At 62.4% G+C, this 26,598-nt stretch carries 25 protein-coding genes, 1 tRNA gene and 1 other RNA gene; 17 read left to right on the forward strand and 10 right to left on the reverse strand.

The genetic code is table 11. The features are described from left to right. The 4 genes from AC1Y2B_RS07120 to AC1Y2B_RS07135 form a co-directional block, all read right to left on the reverse strand. A complete protein-coding gene (locus AC1Y2B_RS07120; RefSeq protein ID WP_482252377.1) occupies positions 1-444 on the reverse strand; it encodes a TrgA family protein in 444 nt (147 codons plus the stop codon). A gap of 49 nt (positions 445-493) precedes the next feature. Further along, on the reverse strand, positions 494-1,708 hold the full coding sequence (locus tag AC1Y2B_RS07125; RefSeq protein WP_482252378.1) for a class I SAM-dependent methyltransferase: 1,215 nt from the start codon (positions 1,706-1,708) through the stop codon (positions 494-496). Positions 1,709-1,759: 51 nt separating this feature from the next. Beyond that, complete coding sequence (locus AC1Y2B_RS07130) at positions 1,760-3,175, reverse strand: cryptochrome/photolyase family protein (protein WP_482252379.1); 1,416 nt, start codon at positions 3,173-3,175, stop codon at positions 1,760-1,762. 114 nt (positions 3,176-3,289) lie between these two features. After that, complete coding sequence (locus AC1Y2B_RS07135; protein ID WP_482252380.1) at positions 3,290-4,522, reverse strand: aminotransferase class V-fold PLP-dependent enzyme; 1,233 nt, start codon at positions 4,520-4,522, stop codon at positions 3,290-3,292. Between the two features lie 370 nt (positions 4,523-4,892). On the opposite strand from AC1Y2B_RS07135, the gene AC1Y2B_RS07140 reads away from it, so the two are divergent. From AC1Y2B_RS07140 to AC1Y2B_RS07190, 11 genes are all read left to right on the forward strand, one after another. Continuing rightward, positions 4,893-5,954, forward strand: a complete 1,062-nt coding sequence (locus tag AC1Y2B_RS07140) for an ABC transporter substrate-binding protein (protein WP_482252381.1) — start codon at positions 4,893-4,895, stop codon at positions 5,952-5,954. 62 nt (positions 5,955-6,016) lie between these two features. Further along, entirely contained in the window at positions 6,017-6,733 is a 717-nt protein-coding gene (locus tag AC1Y2B_RS07145) for an MBL fold metallo-hydrolase (protein ID WP_482252382.1), read from the forward strand. 1 nt (position 6,734) lies between these two features. Continuing rightward, positions 6,735-7,090, forward strand: a transfer-messenger RNA (tmRNA) gene (ssrA, locus tag AC1Y2B_RS07150). A gap of 156 nt (positions 7,091-7,246) precedes the next feature. Further along, a complete protein-coding gene (chrA, locus tag AC1Y2B_RS07155) occupies positions 7,247-8,500 on the forward strand; it encodes a chromate efflux transporter (protein ID WP_482252383.1) in 1,254 nt (417 codons plus the stop codon). Positions 8,501-8,564: 64 nt separating this feature from the next. Then, complete coding sequence (locus AC1Y2B_RS07160) at positions 8,565-9,023, forward strand: SspB family protein (protein WP_482252384.1); 459 nt, start codon at positions 8,565-8,567, stop codon at positions 9,021-9,023. Between the two features lie 3 nt (positions 9,024-9,026). Continuing rightward, entirely contained in the window at positions 9,027-9,578 is a 552-nt protein-coding gene (locus AC1Y2B_RS07165) for a class I SAM-dependent methyltransferase (RefSeq protein WP_482252385.1), read from the forward strand. Positions 9,579-9,655: 77 nt separating this feature from the next. Continuing rightward, positions 9,656-11,050, forward strand: coding sequence for a class II fumarate hydratase (fumC, locus tag AC1Y2B_RS07170; protein ID WP_482252386.1), 1,395 nt, complete (start codon positions 9,656-9,658; stop codon positions 11,048-11,050). Continuing rightward, positions 11,050-11,238, forward strand: coding sequence for a DUF4169 family protein (locus tag AC1Y2B_RS07175; protein ID WP_482252387.1), 189 nt, complete (start codon positions 11,050-11,052; stop codon positions 11,236-11,238). The genes fumC and AC1Y2B_RS07175 overlap by 1 nt, the downstream gene beginning before the upstream one ends. Before the next feature lie 37 nt (positions 11,239-11,275). Beyond that, entirely contained in the window at positions 11,276-11,536 is a 261-nt protein-coding gene (locus AC1Y2B_RS07180; RefSeq protein WP_482252388.1) for an N-(5'-phosphoribosyl)anthranilate isomerase, read from the forward strand. Positions 11,537-11,623: 87 nt separating this feature from the next. Continuing rightward, positions 11,624-11,854 (forward strand): ribbon-helix-helix domain-containing protein, encoded by a 231-nt coding sequence (locus AC1Y2B_RS07185; protein ID WP_482252389.1) that lies wholly within the window; start codon positions 11,624-11,626, stop codon positions 11,852-11,854. Positions 11,855-12,368: 514 nt separating this feature from the next. Beyond that, the gene (locus AC1Y2B_RS07190) at positions 12,369-15,119 is read left to right on the forward strand and encodes an Rne/Rng family ribonuclease (RefSeq protein WP_482252390.1); all 2,751 of its coding nucleotides are present in this window, start codon (positions 12,369-12,371) and stop codon (positions 15,117-15,119) included. 87 nt (positions 15,120-15,206) lie between these two features. Here AC1Y2B_RS07190 and AC1Y2B_RS07195 read toward each other — a convergent pair whose 3' ends face one another. After that, positions 15,207-15,443 carry a sulfurtransferase TusA family protein gene (locus AC1Y2B_RS07195; RefSeq protein WP_482252391.1) on the reverse strand — a complete coding sequence of 79 codons (237 nt, stop codon included), beginning with the start codon at positions 15,441-15,443 and terminating at the stop codon, positions 15,207-15,209. Positions 15,444-15,554: 111 nt separating this feature from the next. Here AC1Y2B_RS07195 and AC1Y2B_RS07200 point away from each other — a divergent pair, with 111 nt between their 5' ends. The 3 genes from AC1Y2B_RS07200 to AC1Y2B_RS07210 all read left to right on the forward strand — a co-directional run bounded on the left by AC1Y2B_RS07200 (position 15,555) and on the right by AC1Y2B_RS07210 (position 18,924). Continuing rightward, entirely contained in the window at positions 15,555-16,295 is a 741-nt protein-coding gene (locus tag AC1Y2B_RS07200) for a cytochrome c biogenesis CcdA family protein (protein WP_482252392.1), read from the forward strand. Between the two features lie 71 nt (positions 16,296-16,366). Further along, positions 16,367-17,584 (forward strand): hypothetical protein, encoded by a 1,218-nt coding sequence (locus AC1Y2B_RS07205; RefSeq protein WP_482252393.1) that lies wholly within the window; start codon positions 16,367-16,369, stop codon positions 17,582-17,584. Next, positions 17,581-18,924 carry a cytochrome P450 gene (locus AC1Y2B_RS07210; RefSeq protein WP_482252394.1) on the forward strand — a complete coding sequence of 448 codons (1,344 nt, stop codon included), beginning with the start codon at positions 17,581-17,583 and terminating at the stop codon, positions 18,922-18,924. The genes AC1Y2B_RS07205 and AC1Y2B_RS07210 overlap by 4 nt, the downstream gene beginning before the upstream one ends. 159 nt (positions 18,925-19,083) lie before the next feature. On the opposite strand, the gene AC1Y2B_RS07215 is transcribed toward AC1Y2B_RS07210, so the two are convergent. The 5 genes from AC1Y2B_RS07215 to rlmB all read right to left on the reverse strand — a co-directional run bounded on the left by AC1Y2B_RS07215 (position 19,084) and on the right by rlmB (position 24,456). Then, positions 19,084-20,412 (reverse strand): sigma-54-dependent transcriptional regulator, encoded by a 1,329-nt coding sequence (locus AC1Y2B_RS07215; RefSeq protein WP_482252395.1) that lies wholly within the window; start codon positions 20,410-20,412, stop codon positions 19,084-19,086. 7 nt (positions 20,413-20,419) lie between these two features. After that, entirely contained in the window at positions 20,420-22,219 is a 1,800-nt protein-coding gene (locus AC1Y2B_RS07220) for a sensor histidine kinase (RefSeq protein WP_482252396.1), read from the reverse strand. Between the two features lie 57 nt (positions 22,220-22,276). Continuing rightward, a complete protein-coding gene (purQ, locus tag AC1Y2B_RS07225; RefSeq protein WP_482252397.1) occupies positions 22,277-22,945 on the reverse strand; it encodes a phosphoribosylformylglycinamidine synthase subunit PurQ in 669 nt (222 codons plus the stop codon). A 111-nt stretch (positions 22,946-23,056) separates the two neighbouring features. Continuing rightward, the gene (locus AC1Y2B_RS07230) at positions 23,057-23,476 is read right to left on the reverse strand and encodes a CoA-binding protein (RefSeq protein WP_482252398.1); all 420 of its coding nucleotides are present in this window, start codon (positions 23,474-23,476) and stop codon (positions 23,057-23,059) included. Positions 23,477-23,661: 185 nt separating this feature from the next. Next, positions 23,662-24,456 (reverse strand): 23S rRNA (guanosine(2251)-2'-O)-methyltransferase RlmB, encoded by a 795-nt coding sequence (gene rlmB / locus AC1Y2B_RS07235; protein WP_482252399.1) that lies wholly within the window; start codon positions 24,454-24,456, stop codon positions 23,662-23,664. A gap of 116 nt (positions 24,457-24,572) precedes the next feature. Between rlmB and AC1Y2B_RS07240 the strand changes: the two genes are divergently transcribed. The 3 genes from AC1Y2B_RS07240 to AC1Y2B_RS07250 all read left to right on the forward strand — a co-directional run bounded on the left by AC1Y2B_RS07240 (position 24,573) and on the right by AC1Y2B_RS07250 (position 26,580). Beyond that, positions 24,573-24,656 (forward strand) — tRNA-Tyr (locus tag AC1Y2B_RS07240). A gap of 73 nt (positions 24,657-24,729) precedes the next feature. Beyond that, a complete protein-coding gene (locus AC1Y2B_RS07245; protein ID WP_482252400.1) occupies positions 24,730-25,527 on the forward strand; it encodes a dimethylarginine dimethylaminohydrolase in 798 nt (265 codons plus the stop codon). 66 nt (positions 25,528-25,593) lie between these two features. After that, positions 25,594-26,580 carry a hypothetical protein gene (locus AC1Y2B_RS07250; protein ID WP_482252401.1) on the forward strand — a complete coding sequence of 329 codons (987 nt, stop codon included), beginning with the start codon at positions 25,594-25,596 and terminating at the stop codon, positions 26,578-26,580. Positions 26,581-26,598: the final 18 nt, after the last annotated feature.

Consider the following 26,598-nt stretch of genomic DNA (forward strand, 5'->3'; position numbering starts at 1 on the left):
TCAACTCCAGCGCCGCGCCGTCCATTCGGCGACCAGCCCGGCCAAAAGGCCGCCCACGGCAAGTGCCACCAGCACATCCTGCACCATCATAAGACGGCCATAATCCAGCATGATGCTGGGCACATCCAAAAGCGCCTTGCCCACATCAGCCCGGTAGATTTGCCGGGTGGAACGCAGCAGCATCGTATAGACAGAAAATCCCAGCAAGGCCCAAAACACCAGCAGGATCGAGGTACGAAGGCCGTAGCCGACCGACTCCCCATAGCCGCGCCCGGCATCACGTCCAAGCGACCGCCACCCGATCAGCAGACCAAGCGCCACCATGATTTCGCGCAGGTATCCCACGTCTGTGCCTTCGGGAAGCTGCGGGATATAGGCGACGGTGGCCCATAGCGCCACAAGGGCAAAGGCCACGGCGGAAACCAGTTTCGAGGCGGTTGGCATCGTCTCCTTTCGCCCGGCACAAGCGTCCGGAAGCGGTGCTTTGCCCGGCTCAAACCGCCGGGCGGGCAATCGTGATTTGCGTTACGTCGCAGTTTCCGCCCTCGAAGGCGCCTGCGCAAGAGGTCAGGTAGAAATTCCACATCCGGCGGAAGCGGTCATCAAAACCCAGTGACGCCACCTCGCCCCAGCGGGCGTTGAAGGTTTCGTGCCAGCGCCGCAGGGTCGTGCTGTAGCTCTTGCCGATCTCGATGGAGCCCAGCACCTTCAGCCCCGCCCGCTCCACCTCGCGCCGCAGCACGGAAGGCGACGGCAGCATGCCGCCGGGGAAGATGTACTTCTGGATAAAATCGACCGATTTGCGATAGGTTTCAAACCGATGGTCGGCGATGGTGATGATCTGCAAGGTGGCGTTCTTGCCTGGGCGCAGACGCTTCAGCACGGTGTCAAAGTAGATCGGCCAGTACTTCTCTCCGACCGCTTCGAACATTTCGATGCTGGCAATGCCGTCATATACCCCGGTCTCGTCGCGATAGTCCTGCAGCTTGATCTCGACCCGGTCCGACAGGCCCGCCTTGGCCATCCGGTCCACCGCGTATTTGTACTGCTCTTCGCTGATCGTCAGGCAGGTCACCCGCAACCCGCGCTTGGCGGCCGCATATTCGGCAAACCCGCCCCAGCCGCAGCCGATCTCCAGCACGTGATCGCCCGGCTTGGCCCCCATCAGATCGACCATCGAGGCGTATTTCTGCTCTTGCGCCTTTTCCAGACTTTCCTGCCCGGTTTTGTACAGGGCCGAGGAATAGGTCATGCTTTCATCCAGCCACAGGCTGTAGAAATCGTTGCCAAGGTCGTAATGATAGCTGATGTTCTTGCGCGCTTGACGCTTGCTGTTGGATTGCAGCCAAAACCGCAGCCGTTCATAGGCCCGCACCAGCCCCATGCCCGGGAAGGAGTCATAGACTTGGCTGTTGTCGGTCTGGACCAGATCCATGAACGCCAATAGGTCGGGTGTCGACCACCAGCCGTCCAGATAGGCTTCGCAGAACCCCAGATCGCCCTCGCGGATCAGGCGGGCAAACACATCGGTGTTGTGAACCTCGATCAGCACGACGGGGCCGGGTTTGGCCCCCTCGGCCCGGAAGGTGCGTCCATCGGGCAGACGGAAATCCAGCCGCCCGTTTTGCAAACGCGAGATCACATCGAAAGCCGGGCCAAAGTAGCGCGGCAGGCCTTTCTGGCCTTTGGTCGAGGTCAGAACAGTCATAGGTCCCCCAGTAACGTCTTCACGAATTTTTTGCAGATCATTGAACCGCACTCAAGCGTTTCGTTGCTGGAAGGCATCAAGCGCGCGCGCCCGCCCGACATCCAGCGCAACCAGAGGGGGGGGATAGGGCCGTTTTGCATCCAGCGCCCAAGACAGCGGCGCTGCCGCGAAGAAATCCAGCGCGAGTTTGCCGGGACTGCGCGTCAGTTCCGCAACATGGCGATGACGGTAGACGGATTCGGGGTCATAGGTCTTGGCCTGCGTCGCCGGGTTGAAGACGCGGAAATACGGGGCTGCGTCGGGGCCGGAACCTGCCACCCATTGCCAACCCATGGCATTGGCGGCGGGATCCCAATCGGTCAGCGTGTCTGCAAACCAGTCCAGGCCGACCTTCCAATGGGTCAGAAGGTGCTTGGTCAGATACGAGGCGACAATCATCCGCGCCCGGTTGTGCATGGTCCCCGTCACGTAAAGCTGACGCATGGCCGCGTCGACCACCGGTTCGCCGGTCATGCCGCGCCGCCAATAGCCCGCATCCTTGTTGTCCGCGCGCCACGGAAACGCATCCCACTCCGGCCGCCACGAGGTGTGCGCGATATGCGGCGTATGATGCAGCAAGTGCCAGGCGAATTCGCGCCAGACCAGTTCCTTCAGGAAATGTTCGGCACCCGCAGCACCCTGCTCCATCGCGCGCCAGCCGGCATGCCAGATCTGCCGCGGGCTGATCTCGCCATAGGTCAGGTTTTCGGACAGGCCCGATGTGGCCTCTTCGGCCAGAAAATCGCGGCGGTCCTTGTAGGCTGCGACCTTGCGATCGAGAAAGTCGACGAGCCGCGCCCGTGCCGCGGCCTCGCCCACCCGCTGATGTGGCAGGACAATTGCCGCACCGCGCTGCATGGCAGCCCCAAGGTTCCACATGGCCAGATCTTCGCTTGAGGGCCAAGCCGAGGGTGCAGGAAGCCCCTTGGGGGAGGCAAGGCAATCTGGCACCGCGCGGCCGCGCACCGCTTTCCAGTAAGGGGTGTAGACGCGGTAGAACCCACCTTCGCCGGTCGTGACGTCCCAAGGTTCATGCAACAAGAACCCCGGCACCGACCTCGCCAACAACCCCTGCCCTTTCAACAGCGCCTTGACCGCTTCATCCCGGGGCCGCGTCGCAGGGTCATAACTGCGCGTCCAGCACACGCCTGCCGCAGCAGTTTCAGCGACCAAAGCGGCCAGTACATCCGCAGCCTTGCCCCGGCGCAAGATCAGTCGGCTGCCATGCACCGCCAGCGTCTTGGCAAAGGCTTCGACCGCCAAACCCAGCCGCCATCTGGCCGCGGCGCCGATGGCCTCGGTCTCGGGGTCAAGAATGAAAACCGGGATCACCGGGCGTCCCAAGGCCAAAGCCTCCGTCAGCATCGGGTTGTCGGTCAGGCGCAGATCACGGCGGAACCACAGGATCACGGGGGCGTCGGTCATCATATCTCCAAGTCACGTCAAGTGTTTACGCCCAACGCGACACCCCGGATCACTTTCCTCGTTGCTGCGGCGCAAATACTCGCGGGGGGTGAAGGGGGGCGAGGCCCCCCTGTCCGTTTACAGCACGCGGTCCAGTGCGGCGATCAGGCGCGCCACGTCTTGCGCACTGGTGTAGTGTACCGCGCTCATCCGCAACACGCCCTTGGCGCGGTCCAGACCCATCGCCTCGATCGGGCGAACGGCATAGAAATCGCCGGCCCAGCAGGCGATCCCCTCCGCAGCAAGCGCAGTCGAAATCGGCTCGGCGTCGCGGTCAAAGGCCACAGCCACGGTAGGGGCCCGTTTTGCGCCATCGCGCGGTCCGATCAGGCGCAGGTCGTTGCGTTGGCCAAGATAGTCCAGAAGCGGCTGGATGACGCTGACCTCTTGCGCCCGCATCAGGTCATGGACGACCCGGTTGCGCTCTGCCGGGGCGGCTTCAGTGCCACCGTGGTGGGCGTAAAGCGCGTCGATATAGTCGGCCATCCCGGCGCTGGCGGCGATCTGGGCATGGTCGGGGCCCGCAGGGGTGAAGCGTTTGTACAGGCTGCCCGCGTTGAACCAATGGCCTTGGGCGGGAAGTTCTGCCCCAAAGTCGGACCGGATCAGCATCAGACCCTGATGCGGGCCGTAGACCTTGTAGGCGCTGAACAGATAGACATCCGCCCCCAAGGCGGAGAAATCCGGCAGGCCATGGGGCGCATAGCTCACGCCGTCCACCACCGTCCGAACGCCGGCAGCACGGGCAAGCGCGCAGATCTCGGCCACCGGATTGATTTCGGCCACCACGTTGGAGCAATGCGGGAAAGCCAGCAGCTTGACCTTGCCATCCGCCAGCAGGGGCGTCAGGCGCTCCACGTCCAGATGTCCGGTGGCGGGGTCGATCTGCCACTCGCGCACCTCGATTCCTTCATCGGCCAACCGGCGCCAGACACCCGAGTTCGCCTCGTGGTCCTGATTGGTCACGACAATGGCGGCATTCTTCCCGCGCAGCCACAGGCGCACCGCGTTGGCCAGCACGAAGGTGTTGGCCGAGGTCGAGGGGCCGAAGGACAGCTCTTCCTTGGCACACCCCATCAGGGCCGACAGGCGACCGCGCGCCTCGTCCATCTCTGCCCCGCCCTCTTCGGAACCGGGATAGGGGGCATAGGGCTGAACCTTGCGGTCAGTGTAAAAGCGGTGCAGCCGGTCGACCACAGGTTTGCAGGGGAACGATCCGCCAGCATTTTCGAAGAAAGCATGGCCCGACAGCATCGGGCTTTGAAAGGCCGGAAACTGCGAACGCACGAAAGTCAGATCAAGTTGGGTCATCACGGGCCCCTCCATCAGGTTGCTCCCACATCGGGATATGGTGGCAGGTCTTCCAGCCAAGCCGCGACAGATGCGGCAGGCGCCGGGGCAAAGGACGGCATGCGGGTCAGCATCCTGAGCAGGCTCCGCCGCAAGACCTAGCAAGCCCCCCGCCGCCCCGCAAGCAGGCGGATTGCCCGCTGCAAAAAACGCCGGGGATCGGGTGATCTTGCAGCATTTCAGGGCAATTCCCGCGATCCGACCAAAACGTGACTTGCGCGGCTTTCCCATTGGCGCAAAATAGCGGCATTGGGGGCGCACACGCGCTGTCTTTTCCCTTATTCATGTTCCCCCCGGCACCAGAACCGGACCGATCCAGCAAGGAGAACCTATGTCCCGCTTCACGAAACTGTTCACCGGAACGGCGTTGGCGCTGTCTCTGACCTTCGGGGCGTCCCTGTCCCATGCCGCCGACAAGGACCTGACGGTCTTTGACTGGTCAAGCTTCGAACTGCCGGACCTTCTGGCATCTTACGTGTCCAAGAATGGCGACATGCCGACCTATTCGATCTTCGCCGACGATGACGAGGCGTTTCAGAAGCTGTCCTCGGGCTTCAAGGCAGACGTGGCGCACCCGTGCAGCCAGATGATCCAGAAGTACCGCGATGCCGGGCTGATCGAGCCTTGGGACACCTCGAAGATCACGAATTTCAAGAACATCGACCCGCGCTTCCTGAACTCCAAGATCTTCAGCGACGACAAGGGAGTGTGGTACATCCCGACCGACTACGCCTACACCGCCATTGCCTACAACACAAAGGAAGTCCCGGCGGAGGATGTGGCCTCGCTGCAGGTCTTCACCAATCCGAAATACGCGGGCAAGATCTCGTTGCCGGACAATGCCGATGACGTCTGGGCACTGGCGCTGCTGGCAACCGGGGTCAGCGACTGGACCAATATAAATGACGCCCAGTTCAAGGCGGCAGCCGCGTGGCTGCGCAAGGTCCACCCGAACGTGCTGGCCTATTGGGCTGACCCCTCGCAGTTGAGCCAGCTGATGGCCTCGGGCGAAGTGACGGTGGCCTGGTCGTGGAATGATGCGGTTGCGCTGCTGAAATCGCAGAACTTCCCGGTGGGCTTCCAGCGTCAGGCCAAAGAGGGTGCCTCCAGCTGGTTCTGCGGCTGGGTCAAGCTGAAGAACGGGCCGGGCAGTGCGGACAAGGCCTATGACTTCATCAATGCCTGGACCGGGCCGGATGCGGCGCCTGCATTGTTGAAGAATGTGGGCTATGCCTCGACCAACTCGGTGGCTGAAGGCGCCATTCCCGCCGCTGACCTGAAGGCTGCGGATGTCGACCCGATCACCTCGACCCTGCTGGCGCAGACCCCGATCGACCCGGCCCTGCGCGACCGCATGGTGAACGAGTTCGAACAGATCAAATCGGGCTTCTGAGCCACTTGAAAGACCCCGAACGCCCGGAGGACACTCCGGGCGTTTTCCTTTGCGGAGGCACTATGACGGACTGGTTCCAGACGACCGAGGTGGCCCCCGGCATTCACCTGACGACAGAGCCCTGGGTGCAAAGCTTCTTTCGCGCCAATTGTTACACGGTGCGGGGCCGCGACGCCGATCTGCAATTCGACTTCGGGTCCGGCCTGCGCCCTTACCGCGCGGCATTGCCACTTTCAGGCGCGCCGGTTCTGGCCGTGGCAAGTCATGCCCATATCGACCATGTCGGCGGCTTTGCCGAGTTTGGCACCCGGCTTGGCCATGCCGCCGAGGCTGACGGTTTCGCCACGATGTCAGAGGCCTTCACCCTCAAGCATCTGTTCCGCGACGAGGTTTTCGGGCCAAGTCTTGCCCGCGCGCCGGAGCCTGGTTTTCAGCTGGCCACATGGGATCTGACTGCGGCGCCGCTGACCGCCACGCTGGCCGAGGGGGACAGGATCGACCTTGGCAACCGCAGCCTGACGGTTCTGCACCTGCCCGGCCATTCGCCCGGCGGCATTGCCCTGCTGGACGAGAAGGATGGCCTGCTGTTGGCCGGCGATGCCATTTATGAAGGCGGCCTTGTAGATGACATTCCCGGCGCCTCGGTGACGGACTACCTGAAGAGCATGGCACGGCTGAGGGATCTGGACTGCCGTCGGGTGCTGGCAGGCCATGGTCCCGCCCTGACCCGCGGCGCGATGCGTGACATTGCCCTGGGATATATCCGTTCGAAGGATTGAGCGGGTTGCGCAAGCATCTGCGCCCGCCTATATTGGGCTTGTCCGGGGCAACTCGGACTATGGCGATAAACGCACCCATAATAGACGGATCGGACCCGGGGGCGGTACCCGGCGGCTCCACCAAACTCCTGTTCATTGCGGGATCTGGGGCCGAAATAGGATCGACGGACGTTCAAAGGGGCCAGCTTTTGCTCGGTGAGGTACCACCGTTATCGGTCCAAGATCACAGTTGCCAATGACAACAGTGCTCCGGCTTATGCTCTGGCTGCGTGAGCAGTTCGAGAAAGCCAAACTAAGTCCTTGCGGGTAGCACCGTAAGGCGGGGTTTGCAGGTACCTGGCAACAGAAACCTGCGCCTTTCCCCCAAACCACATGACCTGCCCGAAGGCGGGGGTTTCACACCCCCGCACCCCCGTGGGATATTTGCGCCTGAATGAAAAGCAACGAGCAACTTTGGTTGCGCGGCGCGCAGCGCGATGGTTTGAAGAAGGCCAGGTGGCGAGGGGGACGGAATTGGCAGAGTCGAACGCGTGGAGCAGCCTGTTCAAGACCTTTGGTCGGATAGGCCTGCTGTCCTTTGGCGGACCAGCCGCCCAGATTGCCCTGATGCACCGCGAGTTGGTTGAAGACCGCAAATGGGTCAGCGAAGAGGAGTATCTATCGGCGCTGTCCTTCTGCATGCTGTTGCCGGGGCCCGAGGCGATGCAGCTGGCCACATGGATTGGCTGGCGTTTGCGGGGCGTGGGCGGGGGGCTGCTGGCTGGCTTGCTGTTCGTGCTGCCCGGCGCAGCCGTGGTTCTGACCCTTTCGGCCATCTATGCCGCCTTGGGACAATTGCCTTTGGTGGCAGCACTTTTTACCGGGGTGCAGGCGGCGGTGGTGGCCGTGGTGGTTGAGGCCTTGTTGCGCGTCTCAAAACGCGCATTGAAGTCGCAGGCGCATTGGGTGACGGCCGGTCTGGGCTTTCTGGCACTGTTCTTGTTCGGATTGCCGTTTCCGGCCGTGATCCTGGCGGCGGGGCTTTACGGTTATCTGACGACCAAGGACGCGCCCCTGCCCCAGCACTTGCCGCATCCCTGGGGCGAAACGGCGTGGGCTGGGCTGATCTGGGGCGCCATCTGGCTGGTGCCGCTGGCGGCCTTGGTCATGTTCAGCCCGGGTATCTATGCCGATATCGCGGTGTTCTTCTCCAAATTGGCGGTGGTGACCTTTGGCGGGGCCTATGCGGTGCTCGCCTGGATGTCTCAGGCGGTGGTGGAGGGCAATCATTGGTTGACCTTGCCGCAGATGATGGATGGGCTGGGGCTGGCCGAAACCACGCCGGGGCCACTTATTCTGGTGACCGAGTTCGTGGGATATGTCGCAGCCTACCAGCGGGATGGCTGGCTGGGGGGTATGCTGGCGGCGCTGATCACCCTTTGGATGACCTTCGCCCCGTGCTTTCTGTGGATTTTCGCCGGGGCGCCCTGGATTGCCCATCTGACGGCCGCACCGCGCCTGTCAGGTGCCCTGAAATCCATCACGGCTGCGGTGGTCGGTGTCATTGCCAACCTGTCACTGTGGTTCGCAGCGCATGTTTTTTTCGCGCGGATTGGCCGAATCGACTCCTTTGGCTTGCACAGTATTCTGCCAGACCCCCTGTCGCTGCGCCTGATCCCGACGGCTCTGGCCCTTGCCGCCGCTTATCTTCTGCTGAAGCGGCACTGGTCGCTGCCCCTCGTTCTCGCACTTGCAGCAATTACCTCGGCGGCGGTTGCCTTCCTCTGACGCCCGCTCTTCCCTTCCGATCCAAATTGCCTATGTTGGGCGCAACGGAGCACGGGGAGTTCGCATGGCAAAGTCAATCGACTACGGCAACCTGATGCATAAAGCCATGCGCGGTCTGATCCAGACCGTTCTGAACGACGTGGCCGCCAATGGCCTGCCGGGCGAGCATCATTTCTTCATCACCTTCGACACCACGGTAGAGGGTGTCGAGATGGCCGATTGGCTGCGGGCGCGCTATCCGGGCGAAATGACCGTTGTCATGCAGCACTGGTTCGACGATCTGCGGGTCACCGAGGATGGATTTTCCATCACGCTGAACTTTGGCAACAACCCTGAACGCATGACGATTCCGTTCGACGCGATGCGCACCTTCGTCGACCCCTCGGTCGAATTCGGCCTGCGGTTTGAGACGCATCATGACGACGACGAGGATGACGAGGACGACGATGGTCCGGAAGACGATCCGACGCCACCGCAGCAAGATGCACAGATTGTACGGCTCGACAAGTTCCGGAAGTCCTGAGGAATGTCAGAAACCCTGTTGTTTCTGCGCCAGTTGATCAGCCGGCCCCTGCAGATTTCCGCCATAGCACCCTCGTCGCGCTTCCTGGCGCGGGCGATGGCCAAGGATCTGGGGCCAAAAACCGGCCGCGTGGTCGAGTTCGGCCCCGGGACCGGGAGGTTGACCCAAGGCATCTTGAACGCAGGCGTACGCCCGCAGGACCTGACGCTGTTCGAGATGAACCCTGAATTCGTGATCCACCTGCGCAACCGATTTCCCGGCGTTACGGTGCATCTTGCGGGCGCACAAACCGCACCGGACGTTCTGGCCAAAGGCGTCGGAGCCGTCGTATCGGGTCTTCCCCTGCTGTCGATGCCGCTGCCGCTGCGCCAATCCATCGTCGCGGCCGCCTTCGAGATTCTGGCGCCGGACGGACTTTACGTACAGTTCACCTATGGCCCGCGTCCCGCGCTGGACGAATCCCAAATTGCCAGCCTTGGTCTGACGTGGAAACAGACGGCCTATGTGCCGCTGAACCTGCCGCCTGCTCGCGTTCACACATTTCGTCGCGGGTGACGGTATACCACAGTATGCCGATTGAATTTTCCGCGCTGCGGCGGTAGAAGGCGGGCGCAATCAAGGGAGCTTGCGCCATGACCGCAATCCGTGTCGAGACTGACAGCTTTGGCCCGCTGGATGTCCCCGCTGACAAATACTGGGGCGCGCAGACGCAGCGCTCGATCATCAACTTCCCGATTGGGTGGGAACGGCAGCCGGTCGCGATCATCCGCGCTTTGGGGGTGATCAAGAAGGCCTGCGCGTTGGTCAACATCGCGCAGGGAGATATCGATCCGGCCCTGGGCCAGACGATTGCGGCGGCGGCGCAAGAGGTGATCGACGGCAAGTTCGACGACAACTTCCCGCTGGTGGTCTGGCAGACCGGATCGGGCACCCAGTCGAACATGAACGCCAACGAAGTGATCTCCAACCGCGCGATCGAGATGTTGGGCGGGGTGATGGGCTCCAAAAAGCCGGTGCATCCGAATGACCATGTGAACATGGGGCAGTCCTCGAACGACACGTTCCCGACGGCAATGCATGTGGCAATTGGCATGATGGCGCGCGATGTGCTTCTGCCGGGTCTGGTGAAGCTGCATGCCGCTTTGGACGCCAAGGCTTTGGAATTCAAGGACATCATCAAGATTGGCCGGACGCATACTCAAGATGCGACGCCGCTGACCCTTGGCCAGGAATTCTCGGGCTATGCCACACAGGTCGCCAAGGGGATTGCGCGGGTCAAGATGTGCCTGCCCGACATTTACGAGCTGGCCCAAGGGGGCACGGCGGTTGGCACCGGGCTGAACACCCGGGTTGGTTGGGACGTTCGGGTGGCGGCGGCGATTGCCGAAATAACCGGCCTGCCTTTCGTCACGGCCCCCAACAAATTCGAATCGTTGGCTGCGCATGATGCGATGGTGATGTTCTCGGGCGCCTTGAAGACGGTGGCGGCGAGCCTGTTCAAGATTGCCAACGACCTGCGGCTGCTGGGCTCGGGCCCCCGCTCGGGCCTTGGGGAACTGATCCTGCCGGAGAACGAGCCGGGATCGTCGATCATGCCGGGCAAGGTCAACCCGACGCAGGCCGAGGCGCTGACCATGGTGTGCGCCCATGTCATGGGCAACGATGCGGCGGTGGGGTTTGCAGGGTCGCAGGGGCATTTCGAACTGAACGTCTACAACCCGATGATGGCCTATAACGTGCTGCAATCCATGCAGCTTCTGGGTGACGCCTCAGGGTCTTTCACCGACAACATGGTGGTGGGCACGCAGGCGAATATCCCGCGGATCGAAAAGCTGATGAAGGAAAGCCTGATGCTGGTGACGGCTCTGGCGCCGACCATCGGCTACGATGCCGCCACCAAGGTCGCCAAGACCGCGCACAAAAACGGCACCACCCTGCGCGAAGAGGCGATTGCGCTGGGCTATGTCGATGGCGAAACCTTCGACCGAATCGTGCGACCGGAAGACATGGTCGGACCCAAGGGCTGATGGCGGAAATCGTCAATCTTCGTTCAAAGCGCAAAGAGGCGGCCCGCAAGGCTGCCTCGGCGCAAGCGAATGAGAATGCAGCAAAGTTTGGCCGCACCAAGGCGCAAGTGGCGCTGGAGGCCTCTGAAGCGGCCCGGATAAAGGCCGAATTGGACGGAAAAAAGCTGGACGGCGGCGATCCGGCTTAACCGGGCTTTAACCGGGATGCGGCAGTCTGACGGCATCATGCAAACACACATCACCCCCGCCCCGATCCCCGCTGCTGTGATCCCTGCATTTTCGCCGGATCGCTGGCTGTATCAACTGTTCTCGCCCCTTGCGGTTGCCAAGGGCGGGCCTTTGTACCGCGACGTGTCTGAAGTCGAGGTCAACATTGGCCGCGACCGGTTCTTGAGTGAAGTGAAGCTTCGAGGTTACCGCGCCAAAGAAGAAGGCGGCCAGTTCATCCTGACACTCAATCGTGCCCCCCTGCGCGTGATGATCTGAAGATTTCTGGCCCCGGGAGGCGCCGCGTGACATGCTGGTCATGAAAACCGGCGGCGCAGCCCGCCCCGTGATCGGAACCAGATCGTCATGTCTCCATCCTCCGCCCGGCCGGTGAAGCATAGCCTGACCCTGCGCGGCCATCGCACTTCCGTGTCGCTTGAGGCGGCCTTCTGGGAGGAATTTCGCAAGTTGGCCGTCACAGAAGACCGATCCTTGAACGATCTTGCGGCCGAGATCGATGCAAACAGGGCGGATATCGGCTTGGCCTCGGCAATCCGGGTGCACGTTCTTGGCTGGCTGCGCCGTCAGGTTCCATGATCCCGTCCGCCAGATCGGATTGCCCCTTGTCGAGGGCACTTTACGAAACAGCCAGGCTTCACGCCTCCGGCCCTCCCCGCATCCTTGCTTGGCTCGCGGCCAATTCGACCGTTTCGACCGCGCTGCCAAATCCTGCTCCAAAATCACCCATTGTCATTGCTGCCGCTTTGCCCTTAGGGTCGTTCTACGCGAAGCTTTCGCGCAAGAATTCTCTGCTCGCCCGCTCTGGCGCCCCTATCGGCGTCGAAACGGCAGGCAGTCGGATCGGTCGCAAGACCGGAGAGTTGCCCGGCAAGTCCTTGATTTTCCGGGTTTTCATTGGGGCCTACGCGGCCCGGAAGAGAACCGCGATGACGCGCGCGTTAACATTGGTGAAGGTTGAGGGCTGCCCATCGGGTATCGCCCCGATTTTGCATGCGCGTCCCGTCGCCCGAACAAGTCGCCCCCCCACCGCCACGCCGCGCAGCGCCTCGCCGCCGCGCGGATCCACGGAAGCCGGGCGCTATGGAACAAAATGTCCAAGAAAATGCTCATCGACGCCACCCACGCAGAGGAAACTCGCGTTGTCGTGGTGGACGGAAACAAGGTTGAAGAATTCGACTTTGAAACCCTGAACAAGCGCCAGCTTGCCGGGAATATTTACCTCGCCAAAGTAACCCGGGTGGAGCCTTCGCTTCAGGCGGCTTTTGTCGATTACGGTGGAAACCGCCACGGCTTCCTGGCTTTCGCTGAAATCCACCCGGATTATTACCAGATCCCGGTGGCAGACCGCAAAGCCCTGCTGGAAGAAGAGCGCGCCTTTGCCCGCGCTGAGGATGATGAAGACAACCGCCGCAGCCGCCAAGCCCCGCGTCCGCGCCCGCAAGCGGCCAAGGTTGACGTGCAGGATGTCGTGAAAGAGGGCGGCTCTGAGATCGGCAGCATGGATGTTGTCGATCTGAATGAAGAGGCCGCAGCCGACCATGCCACAGCCGATCATGATCATGCCGGCCATGATCATGCTGAGCATCAACCGCACGATCATGCCCATGACAACACCCATGTGCATGACAGCGAAGACCCAGAGGCCCCTTTCCGCGCCATCGACCACGCCGCCGACACCGACGACGAAATCGAGTCGATCGCGGAAGAGGATGTGCACGAGGAAATCAGCGCGCCCCGCAAACCGCGCGCCCGACGCTACAAGATTCAGGAAGTCGTCAAGGTCCGGCAGATCATGCTGGTTCAAGTCGTCAAGGAAGAACGCGGTAACAAGGGTGCGGCGTTGACGACGTACCTGTCGCTCGCTGGCCGCTATTGCGTGCTGATGCCGAACACCGCACGGGGCGGCGGCATCAGCCGCAAGATCACCATCGCCGCCGACCGCAAGAAGCTGAAGGAAATCGCGAGCGAGCTGGAGGTGCCGGAAGGCGCCGGCCTGATCATCCGGACAGCAGGGGCCAAGCGGACCAAGCCGGAAATCAACCGCGATTACGAATACCTGATGCGGCTTTGGGAACAGATCCGCGAACTGACCCTGAAGTCGATTGCGCCTGCCGCGATCTATGAGGAAGGCGACCTGATCAAACGCTCGATCCGCGACCTTTATTCCCGCGAGATTGACGAGATTCTTGTCGAAGGCGAGGGCGGTTATCGCACCGCCAAAGACTTCATGAAGATGATCATGCCGTCCCACGCCAAGGTCGTGCAGCGCTACAACGAACAGATGCCTCTCTTTGCCCGCTTCCAGGTCGAAAGCTATCTGGGCGGCATGTTCAACCCCACCGTGCAGCTGAAGTCCGGCGGTTACATCGTGATCGGTGTGACGGAAGCGCTGGTGGCCATCGACGTGAACTCGGGCCGCGCCACCAAAGAGGGGTCGATTGAAGACACCGCTTTGAAGACCAACCTTGAAGCTGCCGAAGAGATTGCCCGCCAGTTGCGGCTGCGCGACCTCGCTGGCCTGATCGTCATCGACTTCATCGACATGGAAGAGCGGCGCAACAACCTGGCCGTTGAAAAGCGCATCAAGGACAAGCTGAAAACCGACCGCGCCCGCATTCAGGTCGGCCGGATCAGCGGCTTCGGTCTGCTGGAGATGTCGCGGCAGCGCCTGCGCCCCGGCATGCTGGAATCGACCACGCAGCCTTGCGCCCATTGCCATGGCACGGGCCTGATCCGCTCGGATGACAGCCTTGGCCTGCAAGTGCTGCGCGCCTTGGAAGAGGAAGGCACCCGCAAACGCTCGAAAGAGGTGCTGTTGAAGGCACCGGTCGGCATCGTCAACTTCCTGTTCAACCAGAAGCGTGAGCATCTGGCCTTGATCGAGGCCCGCTATGGCATGTCGGTGCGGATCGAGGCTGATCCGCAGATGATCAGCCCGGATTTCCTGATCGAGAAGTTCAAGACCGCCACCCGTGTGTTGGCAGAGGCCGCTCCGGTGATCTCGGGCAACGCCAGCCTGATGGGCGCGGCGGTGGTCGAGGATGAAGAGGAAGATATTCTCGAAGAGGATATCGAAGATGACGTCGAGGGCGACGAGGCAGAGGATGATGGCGAAGCAGAAGGCGATGCACCCGCAGCCGCCGGCACCTCTGCGGCCCCGTCGGCCAATGGCAAGAAGAAGCGTCGGCGTCGTCGGAAGAAGAAGCCGGGTTCCGCTGCCACGGTAACTGCATCGGCATCGACCGAAGGCGAAGAGGTCACCGCTGCGGCGGATGGCGTCGCGTCGGAAGTTGAGGCCGTGCTTGACGCTGCAATCGAAGCCGAGAACATGCCGGAAACAACCAGCGCGGTGGTCGAAAGCGTGACCGAAGCAGGCGAGGCCCCGCAACCCGAGGCGGCGACTGTCAAGAAGCCTTCGACCCGGTCGCGCAGCGCTGCGGCCAAGGCAGCAGCAGAAGCCGATGGTGGGGAAAAGCCCAAGTCGGGTGCTGCAAAGACCGGCACTGCGAAGGCCGGTACGGCCAAGACGACGGCATCACGCGCCAAGGCTGCTCCTGCGGCCGCTGAGGTCAGCGAGGCGGCCCCGGCAGAGGCAGCAGCGCCGAAGACCAGGACCCGCACTTCGGCCAGCCGGACGCGCAGCAAGGCTGCTGCCGAAGCGGCACAGGTTGAGGCTGCGCCAACTGCAGTTGAAACGGCTGCCGCGGCAGACGCTTCGGTTGAAGCGCAACCCACCCTCGTTCCTGCCCCGGCAGAACAGGCGGAGGTCGCTGCACCGCAACCCGAGCCGGAGGACCCCAACAAGCCCAAGCGCAAGGGCTGGTGGTCCTTGGGCCGCTGATCGCGGATTGCAAAAACAAACGCCCGGTGCCGAAAGGCCCGGGCGTTTCCTTATGTGTCCGACAAGAGAAACGTCTCAGCCCAAAGATCACCCGACGCGGATCAAATGCAGCGTCACCGCACCTTCGTCCTGTGCTGTCAGATAGGCGTGCCCGGCCTGATCGCAGAAATGCGGCAGATCAATCCGGGCCATGCCGTCCGTGGCGCGCACACACAAGATCTGCCCCCCCGTCATTGAGGCCAGCCTTTTGCGCGTCTTCAGCACCGGTAAGGGGCACAAGAGCCCCTCGCAATCCAACTCCACGTCCCATGTCCCAAGTGTCATCCGCTCTGGCCCTCTTTGGCACTGGATTACCCAACAACGCGACCGATGGCCACACGGCGAGTTGTTCAATCTTCAGGTGACGACAGACCCCAAACCCGCTAGGTAGCAGCCATGTTTGGAATTGATATCCTAGACGCCAGCCTTCTGCCCGCCGCCCTCGTGGCGCTTGCGGCAGGCATTTTGTCATTCCTGAGCCCTTGCGTGCTGCCGATCGTGCCGCCCTATCTGGCCTATATGTCCGGCATCAGCATGGGAGAGTTGAAATCAGGCCGCAAAGCCCTGCTGGCAGCCTGTTTCTTCGTGCTGGGCCTGTCGACCGTATTCCTGCTGATGGGTGCCGCCTCCTCGGCCTTCGGCGCCTTCTTTCTGGCCCGGTCGCAGACATTCGCCACCATCTCGGCGATCGTGGTGATGATCTTCGGTGCGCATTTCATCGGCGTGTTCCGGCTGAAGTTCCTGGATCAGGACATCCGGATGGACGCCGGCGACCGTGGCGGCTCGGCGCTTGGCGCCTATGTGCTGGGTCTGGCCTTTGCCTTTGGATGGACGCCCTGCATCGGCCCGCAACTGGGCGCGATCCTGACGATTGCCGCGCAAGAGGGGTCCGTCGGACGCGGGACCCTTCTTTTGGCGGTCTATGCCATCGGCTTGGGCCTGCCCTTCCTTCTGGTCGCCGCCTTCTTCACGAAATTCGCGCCGCTTTTGAACTTCATGAAACGCCATATGGAGCGGATTGAGAAGATCATGGGCCTGATGCTGTGGACCATCGGCCTTCTGATGCTGACCGGCGGCTTCTCGCAATTCTCCTACTGGCTGCTGGAGCATCTGCCCGCCCTCAGCCAGCTTGGCTGACGGCAAGAATCCCGCCCGATCCCGGCCTTTCCCTCGCCGCATTTTCTGCGCAGACTGTGGCAGAGGCCGCCATGGAACAGACACCCGACCCCAAACCCGAGACCCCGACGGAGCCCGTGTTCCGCCGCAAGGTGTTCTATATTCCCGGCTATGACCCGATCCACCCGCGCCGCTACCGCGAGCTTTACCGGAAAGAGGGTGCGGCGCAGGCGCAGACCACCGGCTACAGCCTGACCCTGATGCCGCGCAAAGGCGGCGGCCCCTATGGCTGGCGCGTCAAGTCCGAGATCGTGACCCGGACCGAGGCCGATTTCGAGGTGCTCGTCTGGTCGGACCTTGTACGTTCTTCCATGGAGCAGGGGATTCCCGGCACCTATCTGCAACTGGTCCGTACCGCCTGGGCCTATATCGGCTCTGGTGCGCTGTTTGCCCTGATGAAACTGCGCAAGGGGCCGATGATTGCGGCGCTCTATCCGATTGGCCTGTTGATCATGCAATTGGTGGTAGCACTGCTGGCTGCCTGGGGTCTGTACGCGTTGGGCTCCCTGCTGCATCCAGCCTTGGGCGCCGTTCTGGGGCTGGCCGTCATACCCCTGATCCTGCAGACCTTTCGCCGCTACGACAACAAGGTCTTGGCCTATTACCTGATGCACGACTATGCCTATTCCGCGCAATCGGGCGGGTCCAACCCGGCGGAACTGGAGACGCGGATGACCGAGTTCGCCGGCCGCATCCGCGCCTCGCTGGCTGATTGCGACGAGGTTCTGGTGGTGGGCCACTCCTCCGGCGCGCATCTGGCCGTGTCAATCCTGTCTGACATGATCCGCGCTGGCCTGCCGCAAAGCCACCCGCCGCTGGCTTTCCTGAGCCTTGGGCAGGTCGTGCCGATGGTGTCCTTCCTGCCCAAAGCGCAGCGCCTGCGCGGCGATCTGGCCTATCTGTCGGCACGGCCCGAACTGACTTGGGTCGATGTCACTGCCCCCGGCGACGGCTGCGCCTTTGCGCTGTGTGATCCGGTTTCGGTCACTGGAGTGGCCCCGCCAGACAAACGCTGGCCCCTCATCATCTCCGCCGCCTTTACGCAAACCCTGTCGCCCGAGCGCTGGAAGGAACTGCGCTGGCGCTTCTTCCGCCTGCATTTTCAATACCTTTGCGCCTTTGACCGGCCCGGCGACTATGACTATTTCCAGATCACCGCCGGCCCCAAAACGCTCGCTGATCGCTACCGTGACCGCCCGCCTTCCAAATCGCGGATCGAGACGCCGCTTTCCCCGTGGCGCAGCATATGATCCCGCCCAAACCCACGCCCCGCGCCGACAAGGTCTCGCTGCTGCGCTACCTGAAACTGTTCCGCGCCGATATCCTGTCTGCCCAGCCCGCCCGCCTTTACCACGCCCTGATGGCCGAGTTCCGCACCCCCTTCTTCCGCAGTTACCTGATCAACGACCCCGCCTTGATCGCCCGCGTCCTGACCGAGCGCCCCGATGACTTCCCAAAATCGCTCCGCATCGCCGAAGGCCTGCGCCCCCTCCTTGGCCAATCCGTCTTCGTCACCAACGGCGAGGTCTGGAAACGCCAGCGCCGCATCATCGACCCCGCCTTCGAGGGCGGCAGGTTGCGTGACACGTTCCCTGCCATCTGGGCTTCGGGTCAAGCGGCCGTCGCGCGCCTGAAGGAAGGCGAGGTGGAAATCGAAGAGCAAACCTCACACGCTGCCGCCGACGTGATCTTCCGCACACTGTTCTCGATCCCGATCGAGAACGAAATCGCCGCCGCCACCTTCACCGAGTTCAAGACCTATCAGCGCACCCAGCCGATCCTGAACCTTGCAGCCTTCCTGCCCCTGCCCGACTGGTTCCCGCGCTTTCATCGCCGCGCCACGAAACGCTCGGCCCGCATCATACGGGGCCTGATCACCCGCCTGACGGAAGCGCGCGCCGCTGAGATCGCCCGCGGCAAGGCCCCGGACGACCTTGCCACCAAGATCATGACCGCCGTCGATCCCCTGACCGGGCAGCGGTTCCAGACTGCGGAAATGGTCGATCAGGTGGCGATCTTCTTCCTTGCCGGCCACGAAACCTCGGCCTCTGCCCTCGCTTGGGCGCTGTACCTGCTGGCGACGCACCCCGAGGTCCAGGACCGCGTGGCGATTGAGGCTGCCACCCTGCCCGACGCGCCAGATTTTGCCGCCCTCTCTCGCTTGAAATTCACCCGGGATGTCTTCCGCGAGACCCTGCGCCTCTACCCGCCAGTGCCGATGATGGTCCGTGAAAACACCTGCCCGGAAGACTTCCGCGGCCGCCCCGTCAGGCCCGGAGCGCAAGTGGTGCTCTCCCCCTGGCACCTGCACCGCAACGACCGCTTCTGGACCGCACCCGACAGTTTCGACCCCGACCGCTGGAGCCGCGAGGAGAACCGAACCTGCGCCCGCGACGCCTTCATGCCGTTCTCCGCCGGTCCCCGCGTCTGCACCGGGGCTGGCTTTGCCATGGTGGAAGGCCCGCTTCTGCTTGCGCAAATGACCAAGGCCTTCCGGTTTGAGGCAGTGCCCGGGCGTGCACCGGTTCCGGTTGCGCATCTGACAGTACGCGCGAAGGATGGGATCTGGCTCATGCTTTCCAAGCGCTAGTCTGCTTGGCCGAGGTCGGAGGTTTGGCGCCCCCTGAGCCCCGTGGAATATTTCGATGGGAGCAGGAAAAAGAGCCCCCTTGCATTTGCTCCTTGCGAAATACTCTCGGGGGGTGAGCGCTTTGGCGCGAGGGGGGCAGACGGCCCCCCTTCCCCGGTGTCAGACGTAATCCTGCCGCTGCAAGCTGTATTTCGCCATCTTCTCGTTCAACGTCCGCCGCGGCAGGCAAAGCTCCTCCATGACCGCGACGATGGAGCCCTTGTGGCGGCGCATCGTGTTGTCGATCAGCATGCGTTCGAAAGCTTCGACGTAGTCCTTCAGAGGCTTGCCTTCGGTGGTCAGCGCCGGACCGGTGGCTTCGTTGTCGGCCATCAGAAGCGAGGCGATGGAGCCGGAACCGCGACGGTTCTGCAGGACAGCGCGTTCAGCGATGTTGACCAGTTGGCGCACATTGCCGGGCCAAGGTGCCTGCAGCAATTGCGCGGCTTCCTGGGCCGTCACCTGCGGGGCGTCGCAGCCGTATTCCTCCGAGAACTGCTCCGTCAGGCGGTTGAAGAGCGTCAGGATGTCCTCGCCACGGGCTCGCAGCGGCGGCAAGACGATGGTCATGGCACCCAAGCGGTAGAACAGGTCGGGCCGCAGCGTGTCTTCCAACGTCTTGTCGGGTGCGTGGCGATTGCAGATGGCAATGATCCGGGTTTCCGGCGGGGTGCCTTGTTCGTTGATCATGGTCAGCAGGCGGGCCTGCATGGACCCTGACAGGGCCTCGATATCCTCAAGGCAGATCGTGCCACCGCGCGCCTCTTCGACCAGCGGGATCGTGCCGTCTTCGGCGGGCCCGAAGAGACGGGAGGCGAGTTGGTCTTCCGACCATGCGGCGCAAGAGATCGTCACGAACTTGCGGCCGGCGCGCGGGCCAACAGCATGCAATGCATGCGCCACCAGGGTCTTGCCGGTGCCAGTTTCGCCGTCGATGAGCACGTGGGCGTCGGCTTGACCGAGGTCGAGGATATCTTCGCGCAGCCGCTCCATCACCGGCGAGGTGCCGATCAGCTTCTTCATAAGAACCGAACCGTCCGACAGCTCCTTGCGCAGCGCCCGGTTGTCCAACGTCATCCGGCGTGCCTGCGTCGCTTTCTTGGCTAGTTCCGTCATCCGGTCCGGGTTGAACGGCTTTTCGAGAAAGTCGAAAGCGCCAACCCGCATCGCCTCCACCGCCATCGGCACGTCACCGTGGCCAGTGATCAGGATGACCGGCAGCCCCGAATCCATTCCCATCAGCTTTTTCAGGAAGGCCATGCCATCCATGCCGGGCATCTTGATGTCGGACACGATGACACCGGGGAAATCGGCGCCGATCGACTTCAGAGCCTCCTCGGCGGAGGGGAAGGTTTCGGTATCGAACCCAGACAAGGCCAGCCATTGGCTGATGGATTGCCGCATATCGGCTTCGTCATCGACGATTGCCACCTTCATCGCTCGCGCCATCAATCCCTCATTCCGCTGCTTTTACGTTTTGCCCGCGATCTTCGGCCGCCTCGGCCTGCAGGATCGGAAGTTGCATCTCAAACACCGCGCCCCCGGTTTCAGCATTGTGCGCGGTCAGTCGCCCACCGAGGTCGGTGACAATGCCAGAGCTGATCGCCAGCCCCAGCCCGACACCTTCGCCGGCTTTCTTGGTGGTGTAGAACGGCTCGAACAGGTTCACGAGATCGGCAATCCCGTGGCCATTGTCGCGCACCGACAGGATGGCCATGTCGCCCGAAGCGAGCATGAGGTCAATCTGTGGTTCTTTCACATCTTTGGTAGCATCCAACGCATTACGCAGCAGGTTGATCATGACCTGCTCCAGCCGCAGCCGGTCGGCCATGACCATGACCGCCTGCCGCGGAATCGAGCGGGTTATCTTCACAACGCGCAATTTCAGTTGCGGTTCCATCATCGCCAATGCGGACGACAGGCAGATGCGCAGGTCCACCGGCTCAAACGCCTCCCCACCCTTGCGGGCATAGGATTTCAGCTGGCGGGTGATGGCACCCATGCGGTCGATCAGGTCGTCGATCCGCTGGAACGAAGACAGCGCCTCATCGGGCCGCTTGCGCTGCAGCAGCAGGCGGGCGCCGGCAAGGTAGGTTTTCATCGCGGCCAGCGGTTGGTTCAACTCGTGGCTGACGGCCGCAGACATTTCCCCAAGGGCCGCCAGTTTGGACGACTGGGCGAGGGTCTGTTCGGCCACGGCGAGGTCTTTCTGAACCTTCTCGCGCTCGGCAATTTCGCGCTGCAGACGGGCGTTCAACTGGCGCAGTTCCAGCGACTCGCGCCGGAACGACAGAGTTTCGGACCAGGCCCGGCGCGACAGCAGATAAAAGGTCATGGCGGCGAGGATGGCAAAGCCCATGATCTCCAACGCCAGAATGCCATTCACCCGTTCCCGCACCGAATCATAGGCGGTGAAGCTGGCCATGCGCCAACCGCGGAAGGTCATCCGGTTGTCGGTGCGCAAGACGGCCACGCCCCGGACATAGGCGTCTGGATGGTTCTGCGTCAGGTCTGACGTCACCGAAAAGGCGCGGTTCAGCGCAAGGTCCAGCGCCGACGGGCTATCTGGTGCGGCAATCGCCGCGTCCAGCGGTTGGCCACGCCAGCGCGGTTCGGTGGACAAGATCACACGGCCTTCGGAATCGGTGACCAGTACCACATCCTGCAAGGCAGCCCAGGCACGCTCGAACTTCATCAGATCGACCGCGACCACGATGACGCCCATCGGTTTGCCTTCCGCAAACACCTCTTGGCTATAGGTGAACTGGAAGCCGCCGCCATCGCGCTGCGAGGCCGAAAACACAGTGTCCATTGAGCGGGCCGCGGCGACGTAGAAGTCGGCGTTGCGGTAATTGGTGCCCAAAAGGTTGCGGTTGGTGGCCCCCACGGTGCGACCCGAGCTGTCTAGGAGCAGGATTGAGGCGACACCGATATCAGCCTGCACCTGCACCAGCCGTTGCGTGGTGCGCGAGAAATCGCCTTTCACCAAGGCCTCGGAAATCGCGGGATCGCGGGACAGCAAAAGCGGTACCACGGACGTGCGCTGCAGTTCCGACACCACGTTGCCGCTGTAAAGCGCCAGCCGCAGTTCCGCCTTGTTGCGGGTCGTTTCGGTAAATCGTTCGGTCAGCCAACGATTGGTGATCAGAACCACGGCAACGGCAAACAAGATCAGGATGGCAACGATCACCTTGATCCAGAACGAGCCGCCCTGAAGGCGGTCTGTGCGGGATTTCTGGGGGACTTTGTCGCTCATGCGCACAAATCTAGGCCTGTGACCGGGTCACCTCAAGGAAAGCCCCGGGGGAAAGGGTCAGGCCAGCGCCATCCCGCCCATCAGGCTGGCGAAAACCGCCAGCCCGTCGCTGCCGCCCTGCGCCGCTTCCACCACACGCTCCGGATGCGGCATCATGCCCAGCACGCGGCGGTTGGCCGACAGGACCCCCGCGATGTCCGCCGTGGCGCCGTTGGGATTATCGAGGTAGGTGAAGGCGATACGGTCCTGATCCTTCAGGGCCTTAAGCCCTTCGGCATCAATGGTGAAATTTCCATCATGGTGCGCGATCGGCACGCTGATTTCCTGACCGCGGCCAAAGGCCGAGGTGAAGGCGCTGTTCGTCGTGGCCACCCGCAGCCCGACCGAGCGGCAGACGAATTTCAACCCGGCGTTGCGCATCAGGGCCCCGGGCAACAGGTGCATTTCGGTCAGGACCTGAAAGCCGTTGCAGACGCCAAGCACAAAACCACCACGCTCCGCATGGGCCTTGACGGCTGTAGCGATGGGCGATTGGGCGGCAATGGCGCCACATCGCAGATAGTCGCCGAAGGAAAATCCGCCCGGCAGGCCAACCACATCGGTGCCCGCAGGCAGGCTTGTGTCCTTGTGCCAGACCCGCGCCACCTGAAATCCAGCCTTTTCGAACGCCACGGCCAGATCGCGATCGCAATTGGAACCGGGGAAGGTGATGACGGCGGCTTTCATCGGACGCTCCTGTTTGGGATGGCGTCCCTTAGCGCAAAGTGGCACGGCGTGCCAGAGGGGCGTGGCGCTTGATGCCGACTTCGCGGAAGCGGACCCCCATCTTCCAAGAGATCAGAGGCCGAGGCGAGGAATCTCGATGGCGGGGCAACGGTTCATCACGACCTCAAGGCCAGCAGCGCGGGCGGTGGTGGCGGCGGCCTCGTTGACGACACCAAGTTGCATCCAGATGGCGCGGCGTCCAGCAAGGTGCGCAATGGCGTCATCCACCACAGGCCCCACCGAGTCGGATGCACGGAAGATGTCGACCATGTCGACCGGTTCGCCAATCTCGGACAGGCTGCCACGGACAGATTCGCCCCAAGGGCTGATCTGGCCCGCCTGACCTGGATTGACCGGGATGACACGGTAGCCGCGCCGGGCAAGGTAGGCCGCAACGCCATGACTGGGCCTGTCAGGCTTGGGAGACCAGCCGACAAGGGCGATCACCTTGGTTTCGGTCAGGATGCGGCGAATCGAATCATCTTCAACCATGATTTCCCCAAGAAAAAAGCGCCCGGACGAAAAGCCGGGCGCCAGTGCGGAACGAGGGACAGTGATCTGAAAGCGGCGTTCCGGGCCATGCCTTCCCTTCAGATATAAGAGTGCGAGAAAGCCATTAAAGGGGCAACTTCCGCAAAAGCATTCACAAACTTGTGCAGGTTAGGATTGTTTGTGTTTCAACGGACAGACGCCGCATAAAGCGCAATCGCCGCTGCGTTCGACACGTTCAGGGACCCGAACGCATCCGCAAAAGGAATGCGGGCGATCACATCGCAAGTTTCCCGCGTCTTTTCGCGCAAGCCCGGCCCTTCAGCCCCCATCACCAGCGCCACCGCACGGTTTCCGGCATTGGTCATGGCCTCGGCCAAGGTCACGGTGCCTTCCCCATCCAGACCAATCAGCACATAGCCCATCTCACGCAGGGTCACCATGGAATCGGCCAGATTGGTCACCCGCAGGTAGGGTTGACGTTCCAGCGCACCCGAGGCGGTCTTGGCCAGCGCCCCGGTTTCGGGCGCAGAATGGTGGCGCGGGGCAATCACGGCACGCGCGCCAAACACTTCGGCGGAACGCAGAACAGCACCCGCGTTGTGCGGATCGGTCACGCGGTCAAGACAGACCACCAGCGCGTTACCCTTGCCCGAGATGCAGACGTCCTCAAGTTTGCCCCAGTTCAGGGGCTTCACTTCCATCGCAGCGCCCTGGTGAACCGAATCTTCCGCGATCGGCACCTGGAATTTCCGCGGGTCAACGATTTCTGGTTCAATGCCAGCATGGGGCAAAGCGTCCGCCAGCCTGTCAGCCGCGTTCTTGGTCAGGACCAGACGCAGTTTTTCGCGGTTTGGGTTCAACAAAGCGTCGCGCACCGCATGGATGCCGAACAGCCACAACGTCTCTTTCGCCTCGGCCCGCTTGGCCCGTTCCTTGTCAATCACCCAACTGGGCTTGGTGCTTTCGCTATAACCGCTCATGGTCCCCTCGTCTTTCGACCTCCATTTGGCCCCGCAAAGGATTTCACGCAAGCGCAAACCATTGCGATTGGCCCCCTTGACGCCCCTGCGCCCCTTGTTTATCTCCCCCGCTCAGTGGGCGACATGCTACAAGGTGTGGCAGGAGACTGTAACTCTCCCGAGGCGACTCATGCCTGGTTCGATTCCAGGGTCGCCCACCATTCTACCGGATATTGCCGAAGCAAGATGCGGCAGGGCAATAGCCCTCCCATCTGCTTTGGCATGAGGTTTCCAATGTCCGACCGGTCTTACCGCTTTTCCCATGCCATCACGCGCAAGCCTGCGGCGTCTATCATCAATGGCCTGCGGGCGGTTGATACCGGTACGCCCTCACTTTCGCTGATGCGCCAGCATCACGCCGACTATATCGACGCCCTGCGCTCGACCGGGGCCATTGTGGTGGAACTGGAGGCTCTGGAGGCGTTCCCGGATTCGGTCTTTGTCGAGGACACGGCCCTGTGCCTGCCTGAGGGTGCTATCGTCATGCGCCCCGGTGCGCCGACCCGTTTGGGCGAAGCGGCGCAGATGGCGCCAAATCTGGTGTCCCTTTATGGCGATGTGCGCTGGATCGACGGGGCGGACAGCTTCATCGAAGGCGGTGACATCCTGACCACCGAAACCGAGGTTCTGATTGGCCGCTCTGCCCGCACCAATGGCGCAGGCATTGCCGAACTGGCGGCCAAGGTCGCTGACTGGGGCCATAAGGTGCGTGAGGTCTTCACCCCTCCTGGCGTGCTGCACTTCAAGACCGACTGCTCGCTTTTGGACGCCGAAACCATCCTGTCCACCCAACGGCTGGACGTCTCTGGCTGCTTCAGCGGATACAAGGTCATCCATACGGCCACGGGCGAAGAGGCTTGCGCCAACGCGATCCGCTTCAATGACATCGTGTTGATGCCCGCAGGCTTTCCGCGCACCCGCGACAAGCTGGTCACGGCGGGCTTCGCGGTGCGTGAGATTGGCAACTCTGAATGCGCCAAGCTGGACGGCGGCATGTCCTGCCTTAGCCTGAGGTTCACCCCCAAAGCCTAACGAAGCCTTGACATTCCCGGCCCCATTGCCGGGAATGGCGGGACGTTTGGGCCGAAGGTGTATTGCGTGGAACGTCAGGTCTTCAACATCCTCGCCATCGGTCAATCCGGGCGGCTGGCCTATGAGGCGGCGTTGCTGGTGGCTTCGATTCGGGCGCAGGATCCGGACTTTCCTGGCAAGATCTTCATCGCCGAACCTCAGCACGGCCCCCAGTGGCCCGAGGACCCGCGGATCACCGACCCTGCCCTACTTGGCCTGTTGTCCGATCTTGGCGCGGAAGTTCTGCCCTTCGACAACAAGGTCTTTGGCGCCTCTTACCCCTACGGCAACAAGATCGAGGCTTTGACCGCGCTGCCAGACGAACCCTTCCTGTTTCTGGATTCCGACACGCTGGTGCTGGACCGCTTTGCCAAAGTGGCTTTCGATTTCACCAAACCTTCCGCCTCTATGCGGCGCGAGGGGACCTGGCCGCAGATAGAGCTGTACGGTCCGGGCTACGGGCAGATCTGGCAATCGCTGTATGACCGGCTCGGGCTCGACTACGCCAGTTCGCTGGACACCTCTCAGCCGGATGAATATTGGAAGCGTTATCTTTACTTCAACGCGGGCTGGTTCTTTCATGAAAGCCCGCAGGCCTTCGGCGCCCGCTTTCTGGCCTACGCAACCGAGATCCGCGACCGGCCGCCCGCGACGCTGGCCTGTCAGGAGATGAACCCCTGGCTTGATCAGGTGGTGCTGCCCCTGGTGATCCATTCCTTCGGCGGCGGTCGTCCGGGGCCGGATCTGAATGGAATGGATGGCGCGGTCACTTGCCATTACCGCACCCTGCCGCTGCTTTATGCCCGCGAAAGTGACCGCGCCGTGGCGGTGCTGGAAGAGGTGGCCGGACGCAATGCGGTCAAGAAGGTTCTCAAATCCCACGACCCGTTCCGCCGCATGATCTATCAGCGCAAAGGGCTGGAGGCGCGGGCGCTTTTTGACCGCGCCAACTTGCCCGTGCGCGAACAGGCAATCCGCAACACCTTGAAACGCGAGGGTCTTTGGCTACGGTGACGAAGTGTCATCACCCTG

Source organism: Stagnihabitans sp., from assembly GCF_964946895.1.

Bases quoted from the DNA above. Each gene is read 5' to 3' on its own strand.
- AC1Y2B_RS07195 (WP_482252391.1), bottom strand. From the start codon at position 15,443: ATGACACTTGGGACATGGGACGTGGAGTTGGATTGCGAGGGGCTCTTG.
- AC1Y2B_RS07210 (WP_482252394.1), top strand. From the start codon at position 17,581: ATGATCCCGCCCAAACCCACGCCCCGCGCCGACAAGGTCTCGCTGCTG.
- AC1Y2B_RS07160 (WP_482252384.1), top strand. From the start codon at position 8,565: ATGGCAAAGTCAATCGACTACGGCAACCTGATGCATAAAGCCATGCGC.
- AC1Y2B_RS07220 (WP_482252396.1), bottom strand. From the start codon at position 22,219: ATGAGCGACAAAGTCCCCCAGAAATCCCGCACAGACCGCCTTCAGGGC.
- AC1Y2B_RS07230 (WP_482252398.1), bottom strand. From the start codon at position 23,476: ATGGTTGAAGATGATTCGATTCGCCGCATCCTGACCGAAACCAAGGTG.
- AC1Y2B_RS07145 (WP_482252382.1), top strand. From the start codon at position 6,017: ATGACGGACTGGTTCCAGACGACCGAGGTGGCCCCCGGCATTCACCTG.
- AC1Y2B_RS07140 (WP_482252381.1), top strand. From the start codon at position 4,893: ATGTCCCGCTTCACGAAACTGTTCACCGGAACGGCGTTGGCGCTGTCT.
- AC1Y2B_RS07200 (WP_482252392.1), top strand. From the start codon at position 15,555: ATGTTTGGAATTGATATCCTAGACGCCAGCCTTCTGCCCGCCGCCCTC.
- AC1Y2B_RS07180 (WP_482252388.1), top strand. From the start codon at position 11,276: ATGCAAACACACATCACCCCCGCCCCGATCCCCGCTGCTGTGATCCCT.
- AC1Y2B_RS07205 (WP_482252393.1), top strand. From the start codon at position 16,367: ATGGAACAGACACCCGACCCCAAACCCGAGACCCCGACGGAGCCCGTG.
- AC1Y2B_RS07165 (WP_482252385.1), top strand. From the start codon at position 9,027: ATGTCAGAAACCCTGTTGTTTCTGCGCCAGTTGATCAGCCGGCCCCTG.
- rlmB (WP_482252399.1), bottom strand. From the start codon at position 24,456: ATGAGCGGTTATAGCGAAAGCACCAAGCCCAGTTGGGTGATTGACAAG.
- AC1Y2B_RS07175 (WP_482252387.1), top strand. From the start codon at position 11,050: ATGGCGGAAATCGTCAATCTTCGTTCAAAGCGCAAAGAGGCGGCCCGC.
- purQ (WP_482252397.1), bottom strand. From the start codon at position 22,945: ATGAAAGCCGCCGTCATCACCTTCCCCGGTTCCAATTGCGATCGCGAT.
- AC1Y2B_RS07185 (WP_482252389.1), top strand. From the start codon at position 11,624: ATGTCTCCATCCTCCGCCCGGCCGGTGAAGCATAGCCTGACCCTGCGC.
- fumC (WP_482252386.1), top strand. From the start codon at position 9,656: ATGACCGCAATCCGTGTCGAGACTGACAGCTTTGGCCCGCTGGATGTC.
- AC1Y2B_RS07215 (WP_482252395.1), bottom strand. From the start codon at position 20,412: ATGGCGCGAGCGATGAAGGTGGCAATCGTCGATGACGAAGCCGATATG.
- AC1Y2B_RS07190 (WP_482252390.1), top strand. From the start codon at position 12,369: ATGTCCAAGAAAATGCTCATCGACGCCACCCACGCAGAGGAAACTCGC.
- AC1Y2B_RS07135 (WP_482252380.1), bottom strand. From the start codon at position 4,522: ATGACCCAACTTGATCTGACTTTCGTGCGTTCGCAGTTTCCGGCCTTT.
- AC1Y2B_RS07130 (WP_482252379.1), bottom strand. From the start codon at position 3,175: ATGATGACCGACGCCCCCGTGATCCTGTGGTTCCGCCGTGATCTGCGC.
- AC1Y2B_RS07125 (WP_482252378.1), bottom strand. From the start codon at position 1,708: ATGACTGTTCTGACCTCGACCAAAGGCCAGAAAGGCCTGCCGCGCTAC.
- AC1Y2B_RS07120 (WP_482252377.1), bottom strand. From the start codon at position 444: ATGCCAACCGCCTCGAAACTGGTTTCCGCCGTGGCCTTTGCCCTTGTG.
- AC1Y2B_RS07245 (WP_482252400.1), top strand. From the start codon at position 24,730: ATGTCCGACCGGTCTTACCGCTTTTCCCATGCCATCACGCGCAAGCCT.